15 protein-coding genes are annotated in these 15,769 nt (G+C 68.7%); 8 read left to right on the forward strand and 7 right to left on the reverse strand.

The window, feature by feature from the left end; genetic code table 11:
* The first annotated feature begins 15 nt into the window (after nt 1–15).
* A complete protein-coding gene (locus ED92_RS24360; RefSeq protein ID WP_037342619.1) occupies nt 16–747 on the forward strand; it encodes a TetR/AcrR family transcriptional regulator in 732 nt (243 codons plus the stop codon).
* Here ED92_RS24360 and ED92_RS24365 read toward each other — a convergent pair.
* Nucleotides 737–1,513, reverse strand: coding sequence for an IclR family transcriptional regulator (locus tag ED92_RS24365; protein WP_037342258.1), 777 nt, complete (start codon nt 1,511–1,513; stop codon nt 737–739). The genes ED92_RS24360 and ED92_RS24365 overlap by 11 nt on opposite strands.
* 103 nt (nt 1,514–1,616) lie before the next feature.
* On the opposite strand from ED92_RS24365, the gene aceB reads away from it, so the two are divergent.
* Both aceB and ED92_RS24375 read left to right on the forward strand, forming a co-directional pair.
* Nucleotides 1,617–3,194 carry a malate synthase A gene (aceB, locus tag ED92_RS24370; RefSeq protein WP_037342259.1) on the forward strand — a complete coding sequence of 526 codons (1,578 nt, stop codon included), beginning with the start codon at nt 1,617–1,619 and terminating at the stop codon, nt 3,192–3,194.
* Between the two features lie 4 nt (nt 3,195–3,198).
* Nucleotides 3,199–4,395, forward strand: a complete 1,197-nt coding sequence (locus ED92_RS24375) for an aldolase/citrate lyase family protein (protein WP_037342261.1) — start codon at nt 3,199–3,201, stop codon at nt 4,393–4,395.
* Here ED92_RS24375 and ED92_RS24380 read toward each other — a convergent pair.
* Nucleotides 4,374–5,120, reverse strand: coding sequence for an ABC transporter ATP-binding protein (locus ED92_RS24380; RefSeq protein WP_037342263.1), 747 nt, complete (start codon nt 5,118–5,120; stop codon nt 4,374–4,376). The genes ED92_RS24375 and ED92_RS24380 overlap by 22 nt on opposite strands.
* Nucleotides 5,121–5,190: 70 nt before the next feature.
* Between ED92_RS24380 and ED92_RS24385 the strand changes: the two genes are divergently transcribed.
* Nucleotides 5,191–5,808 carry a TetR/AcrR family transcriptional regulator gene (locus tag ED92_RS24385; RefSeq protein WP_037342266.1) on the forward strand — a complete coding sequence of 206 codons (618 nt, stop codon included), beginning with the start codon at nt 5,191–5,193 and terminating at the stop codon, nt 5,806–5,808.
* A gap of 379 nt (nt 5,809–6,187) precedes the next feature.
* Here the strand turns inward: ED92_RS24385 and ED92_RS24390 are convergent, their stop codons facing one another.
* The 5 genes from ED92_RS24390 to ED92_RS24410 all read right to left on the reverse strand — a co-directional run bounded on the left by ED92_RS24390 (nt 6,188) and on the right by ED92_RS24410 (nt 10,656).
* Nucleotides 6,188–7,441, reverse strand: coding sequence for an HNH endonuclease signature motif containing protein (locus ED92_RS24390; protein WP_037342620.1), 1,254 nt, complete (start codon nt 7,439–7,441; stop codon nt 6,188–6,190).
* A gap of 178 nt (nt 7,442–7,619) precedes the next feature.
* The gene (locus tag ED92_RS24395) at nt 7,620–8,099 is read right to left on the reverse strand and encodes an N-acetyltransferase (RefSeq protein ID WP_037342268.1); all 480 of its coding nucleotides are present in this window, start codon (nt 8,097–8,099) and stop codon (nt 7,620–7,622) included.
* Nucleotides 8,100–8,108: 9 nt separating this feature from the next.
* Nucleotides 8,109–8,714: a DsbA family protein gene (locus tag ED92_RS24400; RefSeq protein WP_037342270.1), complete on the reverse strand. Its 606-nt coding sequence runs from the start codon at nt 8,712–8,714 to the stop codon at nt 8,109–8,111.
* Between the two features lie 36 nt (nt 8,715–8,750).
* Complete coding sequence (locus tag ED92_RS24405) at nt 8,751–9,233, reverse strand: MarR family winged helix-turn-helix transcriptional regulator (protein ID WP_037342272.1); 483 nt, start codon at nt 9,231–9,233, stop codon at nt 8,751–8,753.
* 1 nt (nt 9,234) lies between these two features.
* A complete protein-coding gene (locus tag ED92_RS24410) occupies nt 9,235–10,656 on the reverse strand; it encodes a PucR family transcriptional regulator (protein WP_037342274.1) in 1,422 nt (473 codons plus the stop codon).
* A 136-nt stretch (nt 10,657–10,792) separates the two neighbouring features.
* On the opposite strand from ED92_RS24410, the gene ED92_RS24415 reads away from it, so the two are divergent.
* From ED92_RS24415 to pucD, 4 genes are read left to right on the forward strand one after another with little or no spacing between them, the layout of a single operon-like run.
* Complete coding sequence (locus tag ED92_RS24415) at nt 10,793–11,662, forward strand: xanthine dehydrogenase family protein subunit M (RefSeq protein WP_037342276.1); 870 nt, start codon at nt 10,793–10,795, stop codon at nt 11,660–11,662.
* A complete protein-coding gene (locus ED92_RS24420; RefSeq protein ID WP_037342278.1) occupies nt 11,653–12,123 on the forward strand; it encodes a (2Fe-2S)-binding protein in 471 nt (156 codons plus the stop codon). The genes ED92_RS24415 and ED92_RS24420 overlap by 10 nt, the downstream gene beginning before the upstream one ends.
* Nucleotides 12,120–13,469 carry an 8-oxoguanine deaminase gene (locus tag ED92_RS24425; protein WP_037342280.1) on the forward strand — a complete coding sequence of 450 codons (1,350 nt, stop codon included), beginning with the start codon at nt 12,120–12,122 and terminating at the stop codon, nt 13,467–13,469. Before ED92_RS24420 ends, ED92_RS24425 begins: the two co-directional genes overlap by 4 nt.
* Nucleotides 13,466–15,745, forward strand: coding sequence for a xanthine dehydrogenase subunit D (gene pucD, locus ED92_RS24430; protein WP_037342282.1), 2,280 nt, complete (start codon nt 13,466–13,468; stop codon nt 15,743–15,745). The genes ED92_RS24425 and pucD overlap by 4 nt, the downstream gene beginning before the upstream one ends.
* The last annotated feature ends 24 nt before the right edge of the window (nt 15,746–15,769 follow it).

Below are 15,769 nucleotides of genomic sequence, written 5' to 3' on the forward strand. Positions count from 1 at the left end.
GCTAAAGTGGGCGGTATGTCAGTCGATGAACAGCCGATCCAGTCGGTGTGGACCCGCCCTCGCCGTAAGCGGGATCAGCCCGCGTTGAGTCAGGCGCAGATCGTGGCCGAGGCCGTCCGGCTCCTGGACGTCGAAGGTGTCGACGCGCTGAGCATGCGCAGGCTGGGCACCGCGCTGAACGCGGGCGCGACCTCGCTGTACCGGCACGTGGCCAACCGCGACGAGCTGATCGAACTGGTCGTCGACGAGGTCTACGGCGAGATCACCGTGCCGGACGGCGATGATCCGGCGCGGTGGCGGGAAGCGGCGGTCGTGGGGGCGGAAAGCGTCCGCGCGATGATCCTGCGGCACCCGTGGGTGGCTTCACTGCTCGGTTCGGTCGGCCTGTCGTACCTCGGGCCGAACGTCATGCGGCTCAACGAGCGGCTGCTGGGTGTCTTCGTGAGCGCGGGTTTCCCCGGCGACGAGGCGAATCAGGCGATCAGCGCGGTCATCTCCTACGTCATCGGCATGGGGACGACGGAGGCGGCGTGGCTCACCACCGTCGCCAAGAGTGGTCAGAGTGAGCGCGAGTGGGCGGAACGTCTGCGCCCCGCCGTCGAGGAGGCCGCGCGCGAACACCCGCACCAGCGGGAAATGCTGGCCAGGGGAGAGGACGAAGCCGATCCTGTCCGGCTTCGCGACGAGAAGTTCCGCTACGGGCTGGACAGGATGCTCGACGGTTTGGAGACCAGGCTCAAACGGTGACCCCGTCCTTCGAAAGGGTCGAGCCGAGCGAGGTCGCGATCCGCTGGACAACGGGCGCGATCCGCTCGACGGCCTCCATCGTGAGCCGCCCCGAAGGTCCGGACACCGAGACCGCCGCCGGCACCGGCGCGCCCGGGACCGCGACGGCCACGCAACGGACGCCCAGTTCCTGCTCCGCTTCGTCGAGCGCGTAACCCTGTTGGGCGATCTTCGCCAGCTCCAGCAGGAGCGCGTCCTGGTCGGTGAAGGTGTGCTCGGTGTAGGAGGGCATCCCCGTCCGGGAGAGCAGCGCCGTGACGTCTTCGGACGGCAGATGCGCGAGCATCGCCTTGCCCACACCGGTGCCGTGCGGCAGGAGCCGCCGCCCGACCTCGGTGAACATCCGCATCGAGTGCTTCGACGGCACCTGGGCGACGTACACGACCTCGTCGCGCTCCAGGACGGCGAGGTTCGCGGTCTCGCCCACCTCGTCGACCAGCTCCGCGAGCAGCGGACGCGCCCACGAGCCGAACTGCATGCTGGCGTTCTCACCCAGCCGGATGAGCCGGGCGCCCAGCGCGTACCGGCGGTTGGTGTTCTGCCGGACGTAGCCCAGATCCACCAAGGTCCTGATCAGCCGGTGGATGGTCGGCATCGGCAGCCCGGACAGGGTCGCCAGCTCCGAAAGACTGGCCTCCCCGCCCGTGTCCGCGAGATGCTCGAGGAGCTCGAAGGCCCGCTGAAGTGACTGGACGCCGCCATCGCGCCCGTTCTTCTCCGCTGCCACCGTGGTACTCCTTACGTCGGCGTTGATGTTCCGCTATGCAGAAACTATAGTCCGTCATGTAAAACCGTAGGGACGTTATTTATCCGAACTCGGGGTGTTACTCATGTCTGAAGCTCAGGTGCTCGGCGATCCGGTCGAGCGCGGGGACGAAATCCTCACGCCGGAGGCGCTCGCCTTCCTCGCCGGCCTGCACGAGGCCTTCGCCGCCCGCCGCGACGAGCTGCTGCAGGCCAGGAGCAAGCGCCGCGAGGAGGCCAGGACCACCGGCAAGCTGGACTTCCTGTCCGAGACCAAGGAGATCCGCGAGGGCGACTGGAAGGTGGCCGAAGCCCCGCCCGCCCTGCGCGACCGCCGCGTCGAGATCACCGGTCCGACCGACCGCAAGATGACCATCAACGCGCTGAACTCCGGCGCCAAGGTCTGGCTCGCCGACCTCGAAGACGCCAACACGCCGCACTGGGCGAACGTCGTCTCCGGCCAGGTCAACCTGTACGACGCGGTCCGCGAGACCATCACGCTGGAGAGCGGCGGCAAGAGCTACGCGCTGAAGGACGACGTCGAGCACGCGACCATCGTCGTCCGTCCGCGCGGCTGGCACCTCGACGAGCGCGGCCTTTCCTTCGGCGGACGCCAGGCGGTCGGCGCGCTGGTCGACTTCGGCCTGCACTTCTTCCACAACGCGCAGGAGCTGCTCAACCGCGGCAAGGGCCCGTACTTCTACCTGCCGAAGATGGAGAGCCACCTCGAAGCCCGGCTCTGGAACGACGTCTTCACCCACTCGGAGAAGACGCTCGGCATCGAGCACGGCACCGTCCGCGCGACCGTGCTGATCGAGACCATCCCGGCCGCGTTCGAGATGGAAGAGATCCTCTACGAGCTGCGCGAGCACGCCTCCGGCCTCAACGCCGGCCGCTGGGACTACCTGTTCAGCGTCATCAAGTACTTCCGTGACGCGGGCGAGAAGTTCGTCCTGCCGGACCGCAACTCGGTCACCATGACCGCGCCCTTCATGCGCGCGTACACCGAACTGCTGGTGCGCACCTGCCACAAGCGCGGCGCGTTCGCGATCGGCGGCATGGCCGCGTTCATCCCGAACCGCAAGGACCCGGAGGTCACCGCCGCGGCGCTCGACAAGGTCCGCGCCGACAAGAGCCGTGAGGCGGGCGACGGCTTCGACGGTTCCTGGGTCGCGCACCCCGGCATGGTGGACATCTGCCGCGAGGAGTTCGACAAGGTCCTCGGCGACAAGCCGAACCAGCTCGACCGCACCCGCGACGAGGTGTCCGTCACCGCCGACCAGTTGCTCGACGCGGCTTCGACGCCGGGTGGCGCCACCGCGGCCGGTCTGCGTGCCGCCGTCGACGTCGGCATCCGCTACATCGCCTCCTGGCTGAGCGGGAACGGCGCGGCGGCCATCCACAACCTGATGGAGGACGCGGCGACCGCGGAGATCTCGCGTTCGCAGGTGTGGCAGTGGGTGCGCAACGGCACGCAGCTCGACACCGGCGACAAGGTCACCGCCGAACTGGTGCGCGGCGTGCTGGCCGAGGTCCGCGGCGAACTCGCCGCCGAGATCAAGCCGGAACTGCTGGAGCCCGCCGTCGAGCTGTTCGAGCAGGTCGCGCTCGCCGACGAGTTCCCGGACTTCCTGACCCTGCCCGCCTACGAACGGATCAAGTAGACAAATGGGGAACGGGCGGCTCACCGAGGACGTCTACACCGCCGCTGACGCGCGCCTCGCCGAGGCGGACGCGCGCGTCGCGGCCAAGTACCCCGGCGAGCCGCCCGGCCGCCAGCCCGTGCACACCGTGTACGTGCCCGCGTCGCAGTACAAGACGCGGCTCGTGGCGGATTGGGGCAAGCAGGCCCTGCGGGTCTTCGGCGAACACGCGGACCAGCTGGGCCTGGACGCCGACATCGCCGACCGGGTCCGGACCAAACTGCTGACCGAGCCGATCGAAGACCTGCGGATCGACTTCGAGGACGGCCTCGGCAGGCCCGGCGACGAGGAAGAGGACGCCGTCGCGCTCGCCGCGGGGCGGACGCTCGCCGTCACGGGCGGCACGCCGTTCGTCGGCATCCGGTTCAAGAGCTTCGAAGCCGCGACCCGTCGTCGCGGCATCCGCACGCTCGATCTCTTCCTGGCCGGATTGCTGGAAAGCGGACCGCTGCCGGACGGTTTCGTCGTCACGCTGCCGAAGGTGACCGCCGTCGAACAGGTCGAGGTGGCGGCGGACGTCATGGAGCGTCTCGAATCCGCGTACGGCCTGGCAGAGGGCGCCTTGCGGTTCGAAGTCCAGATCGAGACCGCGCAGTCCATTGTGGACATCGATGGGACAGTGGCGGTCCCGCGGATCATCGAAGCCGCGCGCGGCCGCTGTTCCGGTCTGCACTACGGCACCTACGACTACAGCGCCGGGCTCGGCATCAGCGCCGAGTACCAGAGCATGGAACACCCGGCCGCCGATTTCGCCAAGCAGCTCATGCAGGTTTCCGCCGCGGGTACCGGCGTCCGGCTTTCGGACGGCTCGACGAACAAACTGCCCGTCGGCGACGCGATCCTCCCGGCCTGGCGCGAACATCTGCGTTTGGTGCGGCGCTCGCTGGAGCGGGGTTTCTATCAGGGCTGGGATCTGCATCCGCATCAGCTGCCGACCCGGTTCGCCGCCACATACGCGTTCTTCCGCGAGGGTTTCCCGGCGGCGCTGGGCCGGCTGCGGGATTATGCGGACCAGACCGGCCGTGGGGTGTTGGACGAACCGGCGACGGCGCAGGCTCTGGCGAGCTTCTTGTTGCGGGGGCTGGATTGCGGCGCCGTGGATACGGGGGAGCTTTCGTTTTCGCGGGCGGAGTTGGACGCTTACGCGCGAAGGACGGCGTGATATCGGGCGAGAATCTCGTCCAGTGAGCCGCGGGCGCGGATCCGGCCTTCCTCCATCCAGAGGGCGGTGGTGCACAGTTCGCGCAGCAGCTCGTCGGAGTGCGAGGCGAACACCAGCACGCCCGAGCGGCGGGCGAGGTCGACCAGCCGTCCGCGTGCCTTGGTGAGGAATGCCGCGTCGATCGCGCCGAGACCCTCGTCGAGAATGAGGATCTCGGGATCGATGGTGGTGACCACGCCGAGCGCGAGCCGCACCCGCATGCCGGCGGAGTAGGTGCGCAAGGGCAGGTGCAAGTAGTCGCCCAGCTCGGTGAACTCGGCGATGTCGTCGACCCGTTTCTCCATCTTCTTGCGGCTCATGCCGAGGAACAGGCCGCGGATCAGGATGTTCTCGTGGCCCGAGACCTCGGGATCCAGCCCCACTCCGAGGTCGAACACCGGCGCGATCCGCCCGACGACCCGCGCGCTGCCCCTCGTCGGTTCGTAGATGCCGGACAGCAGGCGCAGGAGCGTGGACTTCCCGGCGCCGTTGTGTCCGACCAAACCGACGCGATCGCCCTCGCCCAGTGACAGGGAGATGTCCTGCAAGGCCTCGATGATCGGGACTTTCGCGCCGGTGCCGATCTTGCCGCCGACCTTGCCGAGCACCCGTTTCTTGAGCGACCGGGTCTTGGCGTCGAAGATCGGGAAATCGACGTAGGCGTCCTGTACCTCGATGCTCACCACGGGCAGTCCTCCTCGCGCTCGACAGATGCGAACGGAAGTTATCATTCGCGTTTGTGGTAACGTCCGGCCGGTGAGTCAGTCATCCACCGATCAGGGCTTCCGGCCGCCCCAGCAAGCCCGCAGCCGGGAGTCCCTGCAGAAGGTGCTGGCCGCCGCCGAGCACGTTCTGGCGAGCCAGGGCTTCGAGGAGTTCACCGTCGCGGCGGTCGCCGAGCAGGCGGGAATGTCGGTGGGGGCGATCTATCGCCGGTTTTCCGGCAAGAACCAACTGCTGTACGCCGTGAAAGACCAGCTGCTCGGACAGCTGGAATCCGGTGTCGGCGAAGCGCTCGGCTCCGCTGAGCCCGGGCTGCGCGGGGTCGTCGGCGCGTTCACCCGGGCGCTGGCAGGGACATTCGCCCGCCACGACCGGATCTTCTCCGAGTTGCTCGACAGCCAGCGAGCCGAGGGGCGGGATCGTGGCCTCCAGGCGTTGGCCGCGATCCACCGCGATTTTGTGGAGGCGGCTCAGCCTTGCCTCGAGGAGATCCGCCGGGCGGATCGGGACGAGGCGATCCGGATGACGAGCCGGACCATCATCGGATCCTGTGTGCACCGGGCCGCCAGTGGCCGGTTCTGGTCCGACGGGCTGAGCTGGGACGTTTGGGCGCGTGAGACGACCGAGATGGCTCTGGCTTATCTGGCTTGAGTCTTGTGCTTGCGGTTCGTCGCCGAGGACGAGTCCTGAAGATTTCGATTTGGTCGTGATCGGCCCGGTCGCGATGGGCTGTGTGGATTTTGGGGCGTTGGATGACCCGAAATCCACACAGTCGTGCTTGATCGGACCGGTCACGATGGTCGTCCGCTAGGGAGGGCCTGGACGTTCGACGAATCTCGGGAAGGCGCAGGCCTCAGTCGCGGATACGGAGGGCTTTGTCGCGGAGTGGCGGGTCCTGGGGATCTTCGGTCGGGCGAACGCGATGGACTGTGTGGGTTTTGGGACGTCAGATGTCCTGAAATCCACACAGTCACCGTCTGCGGGCATGCCGAAGGGCCCGTCGCCGGCGTGGCCGACGGGCTCTTCGGGTTCAGACGTGGTGCAGGGTGTTACGCCGGGGATGTCGGAGCGGGTCCCGGTATTGGGGTGGGATGAACTCCGGTAGCCCATCGGCGGCCATCCGTACTTCCCAGTCGCCGTGGTGAATCAACCGATGATGGAAACCACACAATAGGACCAGGTTCCGGAGATCGGTCGGACCTCCGTCTGCCCAATGATGAATATGGTGAGCGTGGCAATTCTTGGGTTTCCGATGGCAGCCGGGGAAGGCACAGCCACCGTCGCGGATGTTCAACGCCCGTCGCTGCCCGGGGGTGACGAACCGTCTCAGCCGCCCCATATCCAGCGGCTCACCCGAGGCACCCATAACCACCGGCAACATCAGGCAATCGCAAGCGGCCAGCCGGGCTTCGCGGGCGGTCATCATCCCGACGAAGTCGAGACAGGCGGTCCCGAGACCGGATTTGAGCTCTTCCAGTCCGACGGTGACATGCACCAAGGTTCGGTAGCCGCTAGTCCCCGGTTGATCGGGACACGCGATGGCCAGGTCCAGGAGTTCGGCCCAGGCGTCTCCCATGCGTTCGCATTTCATCCGCAGATCCGCTTGGCCGAACTCGTCCACCGGCCGCGGCTGGGCATGCGCCTCCAGAGCAGCCGCCGTGCGGGCGCCGGTCTCGTCGTCGAGGAGGCCGGTGAGTTTCCAGAAGCCGTCTTTGCGGCGTTCCAGGGTGATTTCGCGGCGTGGTTCTTTCGGTTCGGGGTCTTTGGGTTCGTTGCCGTCGGGGTTGAGCCAGCCCTGCAGTTTCGCTTCGGCGTTGGCGAGTTGGCGGGGTCCGGCATTCGGGGCAAGCTCGGCCAGGATCTTCTCCGCGCTCTCCCGATCCTCGGCAGACGTGTCGGCGGGGAGCCGTTTCAAAATCTCCAAGATCTGATCGATCCGCTCATCCCCCACCAGTCCCTGAGCGGCGACCGCGGCGGTAGCGGGAGCGACAGGCGGAACTTCCGTGCCGTCCAAAGCGCGGGTCGGGTTCAGGGCGATGGCCCGCTTCACCACCGCGCCCGCTTCGCCGCGCGACAGCCCGGCCAGATCCGCGAACCAGCTGGCCGTGCTGCCGTGCCCGTACAAGTCTTTCGCGCCCCGATTCTCGATCTCCGCCAGGAACCGCCCTAGACAGGCGGTCGCGATCCGGATCACCTGCAAGGACTGTTGCACACCATGGGCAAGCTCCAGCTTGCCAGCGCGCCACAGCTCCTGCGGCAACTCGGGGAGAAAGGTCTCGGACACGACTCCATAATACCCGAATATATCGAACATGTGTTCGTAATTTTAAGCAACAAGCCAACTCGCGCCGACAACACTGAAGGGTGAAACAGCCGCCAATGCCGCATCACCCTGGGCAACCCTCGTATTTAGTCGACTAAATGCGAAGAACACCTCGCAGTTAGTCGACTAAATGCGGAACTCAAGCGACGGGCTTCACATAGCGCAGGCAGGGAACCGAAACCGGTCCGTCGGGGCTGAAGACCCGATTGTCGAACTCGCCCTCGTCGACCCATCCGCACCGTTCGTAAAACCGCCGGGCCCGCGTATTCCCCGGCACCACCGCGAGCCAGGCGCGGGAATGCCCGCCCGTACGCACCAGCCGTTCGGCTTCGGCGAGCAGAGCCCCCGCGACTCCGCTCCCACGATGGTCCGAGGAAACGTAGACCTGTTCGACCTCGTCCCCGACGACCATCACGAAACCCGCCACCGCGTCGCCCAGTACGGCGACGGTCGTGTCGCCGACGCGGTCCGCGGCCCGAGTCCAGAACGAATCACGGGTCCGGAGCCGGACGAGCGCGTCCGGCACGTTGCCGAGATGGCCGTCCTGCCAGCCGTGGTACCAGATCTTCGCGACGGCGTCGGCGTCCGCGGCGGTGGCCGGTCGAATCGTCAAAGGCATGCCCGGAGTTTAGGAAACCAGCGCGCCGATCCGCCGTTCCACTTCGTCCGCGCTCGCGTTCCCGGCGACCAGCGTCACCACTCCTTCCCCGGGCAAGTCGGCCAGCAGGGTCGGATAGCCCGTGACGCCCAGTTCCCGCGCCCGCCGGAAGTCGTCCGCGGCGGAAACCCGGTCCAGTGCGGCCTCGACGGCGTCGCCGTCCAGGCCCGCTCGCTGCGCGACCACGCGATAGGTCGAGACCTCGGAAAGGCTCAGACCGTCGAGGTAGAAGGCCTCCTGCAGCAGGGCCGCGAGCCGCACCGCGCGGTCCGGCGCGACCTCGCGCAACGCCGCCATCCCGCAGGCGGCGGCCTCGGAGTCCATGACGAACTCGCCGTCCGCGATCAGCCGTTCGTAGCTTTCCCCGAACGGCGCGCCGGTGCGGCGGGTGATCTCGGCGTTGGCTCCCTGGACGTAGCCGAACTGCCGGATCGGCACCCGGCGTCCGCCGAGGAACAGACCGCCGGAAACCACTTCGACCGGCAGATCCGGATGCCGGTGCGCGACGTCGGCCATGGTGCGGGCGAACCCGTAAGACCAGCCGCAGTACGCGTCGAAGACATAGATGAGCTTCATGTCGAGACTCAACGATGTCTGACTCGTCAGGTATTCCTAACGGAGCTTGGGGAGTGCGTCACGTGCCGAGTGGCTCAGCGTCCGCAGGTCCTGGGCGAACCGCTCGCGGTGGTCGGCGGGCAGCGGGTCGAGGAAGAGCCGCTGGATGTTCTCGACATGCACCCGCGCGGCCCGCACCGTCGTCTCCTCGCCTCGCGCGGTCAGCCGGACGAGTTGCACGCGGCGGTCCTGGGGATCGGAGGAACGCACGACCAGGCCGAGTGTGGTCATCCGGTCGACCAGCCGGGTCGCGCCGCCGGTGGTCAGCACCTGCTCCTGCGCGATCGCGCGCATGCTCATCCCGGCCGCGCCCGACCTGCCGACGATCAGGAGGACTTCGAACATCAGGTGCGAGATCCCGCATTCGGCCTCCAGCGCCCGGCCGAGCAGGTATTCGAGCCGGTTCGCCGCGCCCATCATCCGGCCGAAGGCGAGCACGCGCGGGTCGTAGGCGGCTTCTTTCGCCGTGGTGATGCCCATTTCAGCTCCCTGCCGACAAGGCCAAATAGACGTCGAGCTGTTCGGTGAACTCGGTCAGGTCCGTGCCGAGCAGTTCGCTCGCGCGCCCGATCCGGTACCGCAACGTGTTGACGTGGACGTGCAGCGCCCGCGCGGCCCGCGTCGGAGAGCCGGAGCATTCGAGGAAGACGCGCAGGGTGTGCACCAGATCGGTGCCCTGTTCGGCGTCGTAGCTCAGCAACGGGCCCAGCACCCGGCGCCGCAACGCCGCCCGCAGGTCGTCGGGAGTCCCCGCCAGCAGCAGCCGGTGCATGCCGATCTCGCCACCGGGGACGACCTCGATCGTGCCGGGCCGTTCCGCCGCCACGGCCAGCGCGTAGCGCGCGACCTCCTTAGCGCCCCGCAGCACGGAGACCGGGGAACGGTCGCTGATCCCGATCAGCACCCGGCGACAGGGCAGCAACGACTCCACTGTGGACAGTGTGGCGGTCACCGCGGCGGGCCATTCTTCCGGCCACTCGCCGTCGTCCTCGGCCACCGCCCACGTGGTTTCGCCGACGGGACCGACCAGTGCGCCCGGCGGCAGCAGTTCCGTCAGGATGCCGCGTGCCGCTTCGGATCCTTCGGTGCGCGCGACGACGAACCGCAGATCGCCGCGCAGTCCGGTCGCGGCCAGCGCCGCGTGCGGATCACTTCCTTCGTCGAGCGCGGCGAGCAACGGTTCGAGCACCCTGTCGGTGACGGCGCGCACCTCGTCCGCCCGCGTGCGCGCGAGCCCGATCAGCCCGGCGAGCTCTTCGGCGATCTCCGCCTGGGCGGCGGTCAGCGCGCCGCCGATCGCGAGCAGCCACGGCAGCGCGTGCCTGCCGCCGACCGGCCGGACCGAGACGTCGTCCGCCTCCAGGGAACGGCCGCCCGCGGCGACGAACCGCCGCACCAGATCCGACCCCGTGCCGACGGGTTCCACCCAGCAGGGGAGGCCGATCTCGGCGCGCGCCCGCTCCAACAGCGTCTCCACCGACGCGTCTTCCGTCGCCGCTGAAAGCAAACGTTTGCGCGCGCCTTCCGCGGCCGCGGCGAGCGCCAGAACGACCCGTTCGGTGACGACCGAGAACGACAGGTCCGCCGGCACTTCCAGCAACGGGATTCCGTGTCGCGTACAGGCTTCGACGAGATCCTCGGGAATGCCGTCGGAATCCGCACCGGACGCCGCCAGCGCCGCCGCCCCCGCCTTCGCGAGCGCCGCGACGAACGCCTCCGAATCACCCGGCCCGCGCCACCACAGCAACCCGCTCAGGACGAGTTCGCCGGCCGACACGTACCGCCCGGGATCGGACAGTTCCGTGACGTAGATCCGGGACACCGGACGGTCGAGCAAAGCCGTCCCGGCGCGTACGCGCAAGCGCAGGCCGGGCAGCGCCAGCAGAGTTTTCACGGTCGTCATCAGGTTTGTAGGAAAGCACAAAACGACCGGCGTGTGCAGGGGACATTTCATGCTTCGGCACCGTTGCCGCCATACGGGCGCAGGGCGTCTACTGAGTCAGCCGTCACAGATCGCCGCCGAACCGAGGAGCCCGAGAGTGGATTTCCTGCGCCCCAGCTCGCTGACCGAGGCGCTCGCCGTCAAGGCCGAGCGACCCGACGCGGTGCCCATCGCGGGCGGTACGGACGTCATGGTGGAGCTCAATTTCGACCACCGCCGCCCCGGCGCGCTGCTCGACCTCAACCGCGTCACCGAACTCGCCGAGTGGAGCGAGACCGACGGCAAGATCCGCCTAGGCGCCTCGGTGCCCTACGTCCGGGTGATCGCTGAGCTGGGTGAAGTTCTGCCCGCGCTGGCGATGGCTTCCCGCACCGTCGGCTCGCCCCAGATCCGCAACCGCGGCACCGTCGGCGGCAACCTCGGCGCCGCCTCGCCCGCCGGAGACACCCATCCCGTACTGCTCGTGCTCGGCGCCGAGGTCGAGGCCGCGTCGGTGCGCGGGACCCGGCTGATCCCGGCCGAGGAGTTCTACCTCGGCGTCAAGCGCAACGCCCTCGAACCCGACGAGCTGATCACCGCGGTGCACCTGCCCGCGGAGGTCGGGCCGCAGCAGTTCGCGAAGGTCGGCACGCGTAACGCGATGGTCATCGCGGTCTGCTCGTTCGCGCTGGCGCTGCATCTCGACACCCGCGAGATCCGCGCGGCGGTCGGCTCGGCGGCGCCGACCCCACGTCGCGCGACCGCGGCGGAGGAGTACCTCGGCGCCGAACTTCCCTGGTCCACCAAGGCGTCGCTCACGGATTCGGTCAAACGCCGGTTCGGCGAGCTGGTGGCGGAGGCGGCGTCACCGATCGACGACGTCCGCGGCAGCGCCGACTACCGCAAACACGCGTTGTCCGTCCTGGCGCGGCGGACGCTGACCTGGGCGTGGAACGACTTCCAGAAGGGTGAACGCGAGTGCGCGTGAACGTGACGATCAACGGCGAGTCCCGCCAGGCCGACGACGTCTGGGAGGGTGAAAGCCTGCTGTACGTGCTCCGCGAACGGCTCGGCCTCCCGGGCTCCAAGAACGCCTGTGAACAGGGCGAATGCGGCTCCTGCACGGTGTACCTCGACGACGTCCCGGTGTGTTCGTGCCTGGTCGCGGCCGGTCAGGTCGAGGGCCGCGAGGTCCGCACGGTCGAAGGGCTCGCCGAGGGTGACAAGCTGGACCGGGTGCAGCAGTCCTTTGTGGACGCGGGTGCCGTCCAATGTGGCTTCTGCACCCCAGGCCTCGTGGTGGCCGCGCACGATCTGCTCAACCGGGTCGAAAACCCCGCCGACGAGGAGATTCGCGAGGCGCTGGCGGGGAACCTCTGCCGGTGTACCGGATACGAGAAGATCCTCGACGCCGTCCGGTTGGCCGCGACCAGGGGAGAGACCGCGTGAAGACCGTCATCGAGAACGCCGCGATCGCCACCGTCGACGGCGCGGGTACCGAGCACGCCTCGGGCCACGTCGTCATCGAGAACGACCGCATCGCGGCGGTCGGTGCGGGGAAGGCGCCCGACGGCGAGTACGACGAACGCGTCGACGGCTCCGGCTGCCTGGTCACGCCCGGTCTGATCAACACCCACCACCATCTCTACCAGTGGGCCACGCGTGGTCTCGCCGCCGACCACACGCTCTTCGAATGGCTGGTCGCGCTCTACCCGGTCTGGGGCAGGCTCGACGCCGAGATCACGCACGCGGCGGCCACGGCCGGGCTCACCCGGCTCGCGACCACCGGCTGCACCACGGTCGCCGACCACCACTACGTCTTCCCGCGTGACGGCGGTGACCAGGTCGAAGCCCTCGCCGCCGCCAGGATCCGCGTCGGCGTGCGGCTGCACGTCGTCCGCGGCTCGATGGACCGCGGCGAGTCCCAGGGCGGGCTCCCGCCGGACAACCTCGTCGAAGAGACCGAGGCCGCGCTGCTCGGCACCGAAGCCGCGATCGACCGCTTCCACGACGACTCCGCCGGCGCGCATCTGCAGATCGCGGCCGGTCCCTGTTCACCGTTCTCGGTGAGCGAGCGGCTGATGACCGGCGCGGCGGAACTGGCGCGCCGCAAGGGGGTCCGGCTCCACACGCACCTCGCCGAGACGGTCGACGAGGAGAAGCAGTGCCTCGCCGAAGTCGGCTGCACCCCGGCCGAATACGCCGACAAACTCGGCTGGCTCGCGGACGACGTCTGGCTCGCGCATTCGATCCACCTCGCCCCGGAGGCGATCCGGCGGATGGGCGCCACCGGCACCGGTGCGGCGCATTGCCCGACGTCCAACGGGCGGATCGGCGCCGGGATCGCGCCGGTGCGGCAGCTGCTCGACGCCGGGGTGCCGGTCGGGCTCGGCGCCGACGGCGCGGCGTCCAACGAATCCGGTGGCCTCGGCGAGGAACTGCACCAGGCGCTTCTGCAGGCCCGGCAGCGCGGCGGACCGCGCGGGCTGACCACGCGCGAGGCGCTGTGGATGGGCACGATGGGCGGCGCGCGCTGCCTCGGCAGGCAGAAGGACCTGGGCTCGATCGAGGTCGGCAAGCTCGCCGACCTCGCGGTCTGGAACCTGAACGGCCTGAACTACGCCGGGATCACCGACCCGGTCGCCGCCTTGGTGCTCGGCACCACCCCGCCGGTCGAGCGGCTGTACGTCGGCGGCGCCACCGTCGTCGACGGCGGAACCCTGCGCGAGGAATCCGAAGACGAGATCGCCCGTGAGCTGGCCGTGGCCAGTGCCCGGCTGAGGGAGACGGTATGACCACCACTGAAGTCTCCAAGCAGACTGAGAGCGGCGTCGGGTCGAGCCCGCGGCGGCCCGACGGCACGGTCAAGGTCCGCGGCGAGTTCGCCTACTCGTCGGATCTGTGGCACGAGGACATGTTGTGGGGCGCGACGCTGCGCAGCCCCCATCCGTACGCGCGGATCACCGGTATCGACATCACCGAAGCCCTTGCCGTGCAAGGGGTGTACGCGGTGCTGACGCACGAAGACGTGCCTGGTGTGAACAAGTACGGCCTGGAGCACGCGGATCAGCCGGTGCTCGCCGTCGACGTCGTGCGCTATCAGGGCGAGCCCGTCGCGCTCGTCGCCGCGGACCACCCCGAGACCGCGCGCCGCGCGATGAAACGAATCAAGGTCTCCTACGGGGTCCTCGAACCGGTGACGGATTCCGAGAAGGCCGCCGCCGGTGAGGGTGCCGAGCTGCACCCCGGCGGAAACGTCGTGCGCTACGCCAAGATCCGCCACGGCGACCAGTCGGTGAAGGCCGACGTCGTGGTGTCCGGCGTCTACGAGGTCGGCATGCAGGACCAGGCCTTCCTCGGGCCGGAGTCGGGTATGGCGATCCCGGACACCGAAGGCGGAGTCGACCTGTACGTCGCCACGCAATGGCTCCACGTCGACCAGCAGCAGATCGTCGCCGCGCTGGGTCTGCCCAAGGACAAGGTCCGGCTGACACTCGGCGGGGTCGGCGGCGCGTTCGGCGGCCGTGAGGACCTGTCGATCCAGGTCCACGCGTGTTTGCTGGCGCTGCACACCGGCAAGCCGGTCAAGATGGTCTACAACCGCGAGGAATCGTTCTACGGTCACGTGCACCGCCACCCGGCGAAGATGTACTACGAGCACGGCGCGGACAAGGACGGCCGGCTCGTCTACGTGAAGGCGAAGCTGTACCTGGACGGTGGCGCGTACGCGTCGTCGACCGGCGCGGTGGTGGCGAACGCGGCCACGCTCGGTGTCGGTCCGTACAATGTGGACAGTGCGTCGGTCGATTGCTGGGGCGTGTACACCAACAATCCACCCTGCGGTGCGATGCGCGGTTTCGGCGCGGTGCAGGCGGGTTTCGCGTACGAGTCCCAAATGGACAAGCTCGCCGAGGCGTGCGGCCTCGACCCGGTCGACATCCGGATCCGCAACGCGATGGCCGAAGGCAGTGTCATGCCCACCGGCCAGATCGTCGACTCGGCCGCCCCGGTCGCCGAGCTGCTGGAACGCCTGCGCGCCAAGCCGTTGCCGGTCGCGCACGAGGAATTGGACCTGCGCCGAATGCCCGGCGGCGTCTCCAACACCACGCACGGCGAAGGTGTCGTCCGCGGTGTCGGCTACGCGGTCGGCATCAAGAACATCTGCTTCTCCGAGGGTTTCGACGACTACTCGACGGCCCGCGTGCGGCTGCAGCTCGTCGGCGGCGAACCCGCGGCGACCGTGCACACCGCAGCCTGCGAGGTCGGCCAGGGCCTGGTGACGATCATGCAGCAGATCGTGCGGACCGAACTCGGCATCGAGCAGGTGACGATCCTGCCGATGGACACCAACATCGGCAACGGCGGTTCGACGTCGGCCTCCCGGCAGAGCTACGTCACCGGCGGCGCCGTGCAGGCCGCGTGCGTCGCGGTGCGATCCGGGCTGCACAAGCATCTGGCGGGCAAGCTCGCCGCGGACGGGAAGCTGGACGTCGTCGCGAACAAGGTCGTCTCCGCCGACGGCAGTGTGCTCGCGGACCTCGCCGACGTGCTCGGCGACGAGGTGTTCGACGAGACCGTCGAATGGCGGCACCGTCCGACGGTGCCCATCGACCCCGAGACAGGGCAAGGGAACGCGCACGTCCAGTACGGTTTCGCGGCACACCGCGCGGTCGTGGACGTCGACACCGAACTCGGCCTGATCAAGGTCGTCGCGCTCGACTGCGCGCAGGACGTCGGCAAGGCGCTGAACCCGCAGGCGGTACTCGGCCAGATCCAGGGCGGTTCCGCGCAGGGGCTCGGGCTCGCGGTGATGGAGGAGATCCAGACCGACGGTGGGAAGATCCGCAACCCGTCGTTCACCGACTACCTGATCCCGACCGTGCTGGACATGCCGCCGATGGACATCGACGTCCTCGAACGGCCCGACCCCAACGCCCCGTATGGTCTGCGCGGGGTCGGCGAACCACCGACGATCTCGTCCACCCCGGCGATCGTCGCGGCCATCCGCGCGGCCACCGGGCTCGCGCTGCCCCGTGTCCCGGTGCGTCCCGAACACCTCACCGGCACCTGAGAATCCGTACTGTTTCGAGCTAGG

It is taken from the genome of Amycolatopsis sp. MJM2582, assembly GCF_000754115.1.
Taxonomy (GTDB): domain Bacteria; phylum Actinomycetota; class Actinomycetes; order Mycobacteriales; family Pseudonocardiaceae; genus Amycolatopsis; species Amycolatopsis japonica.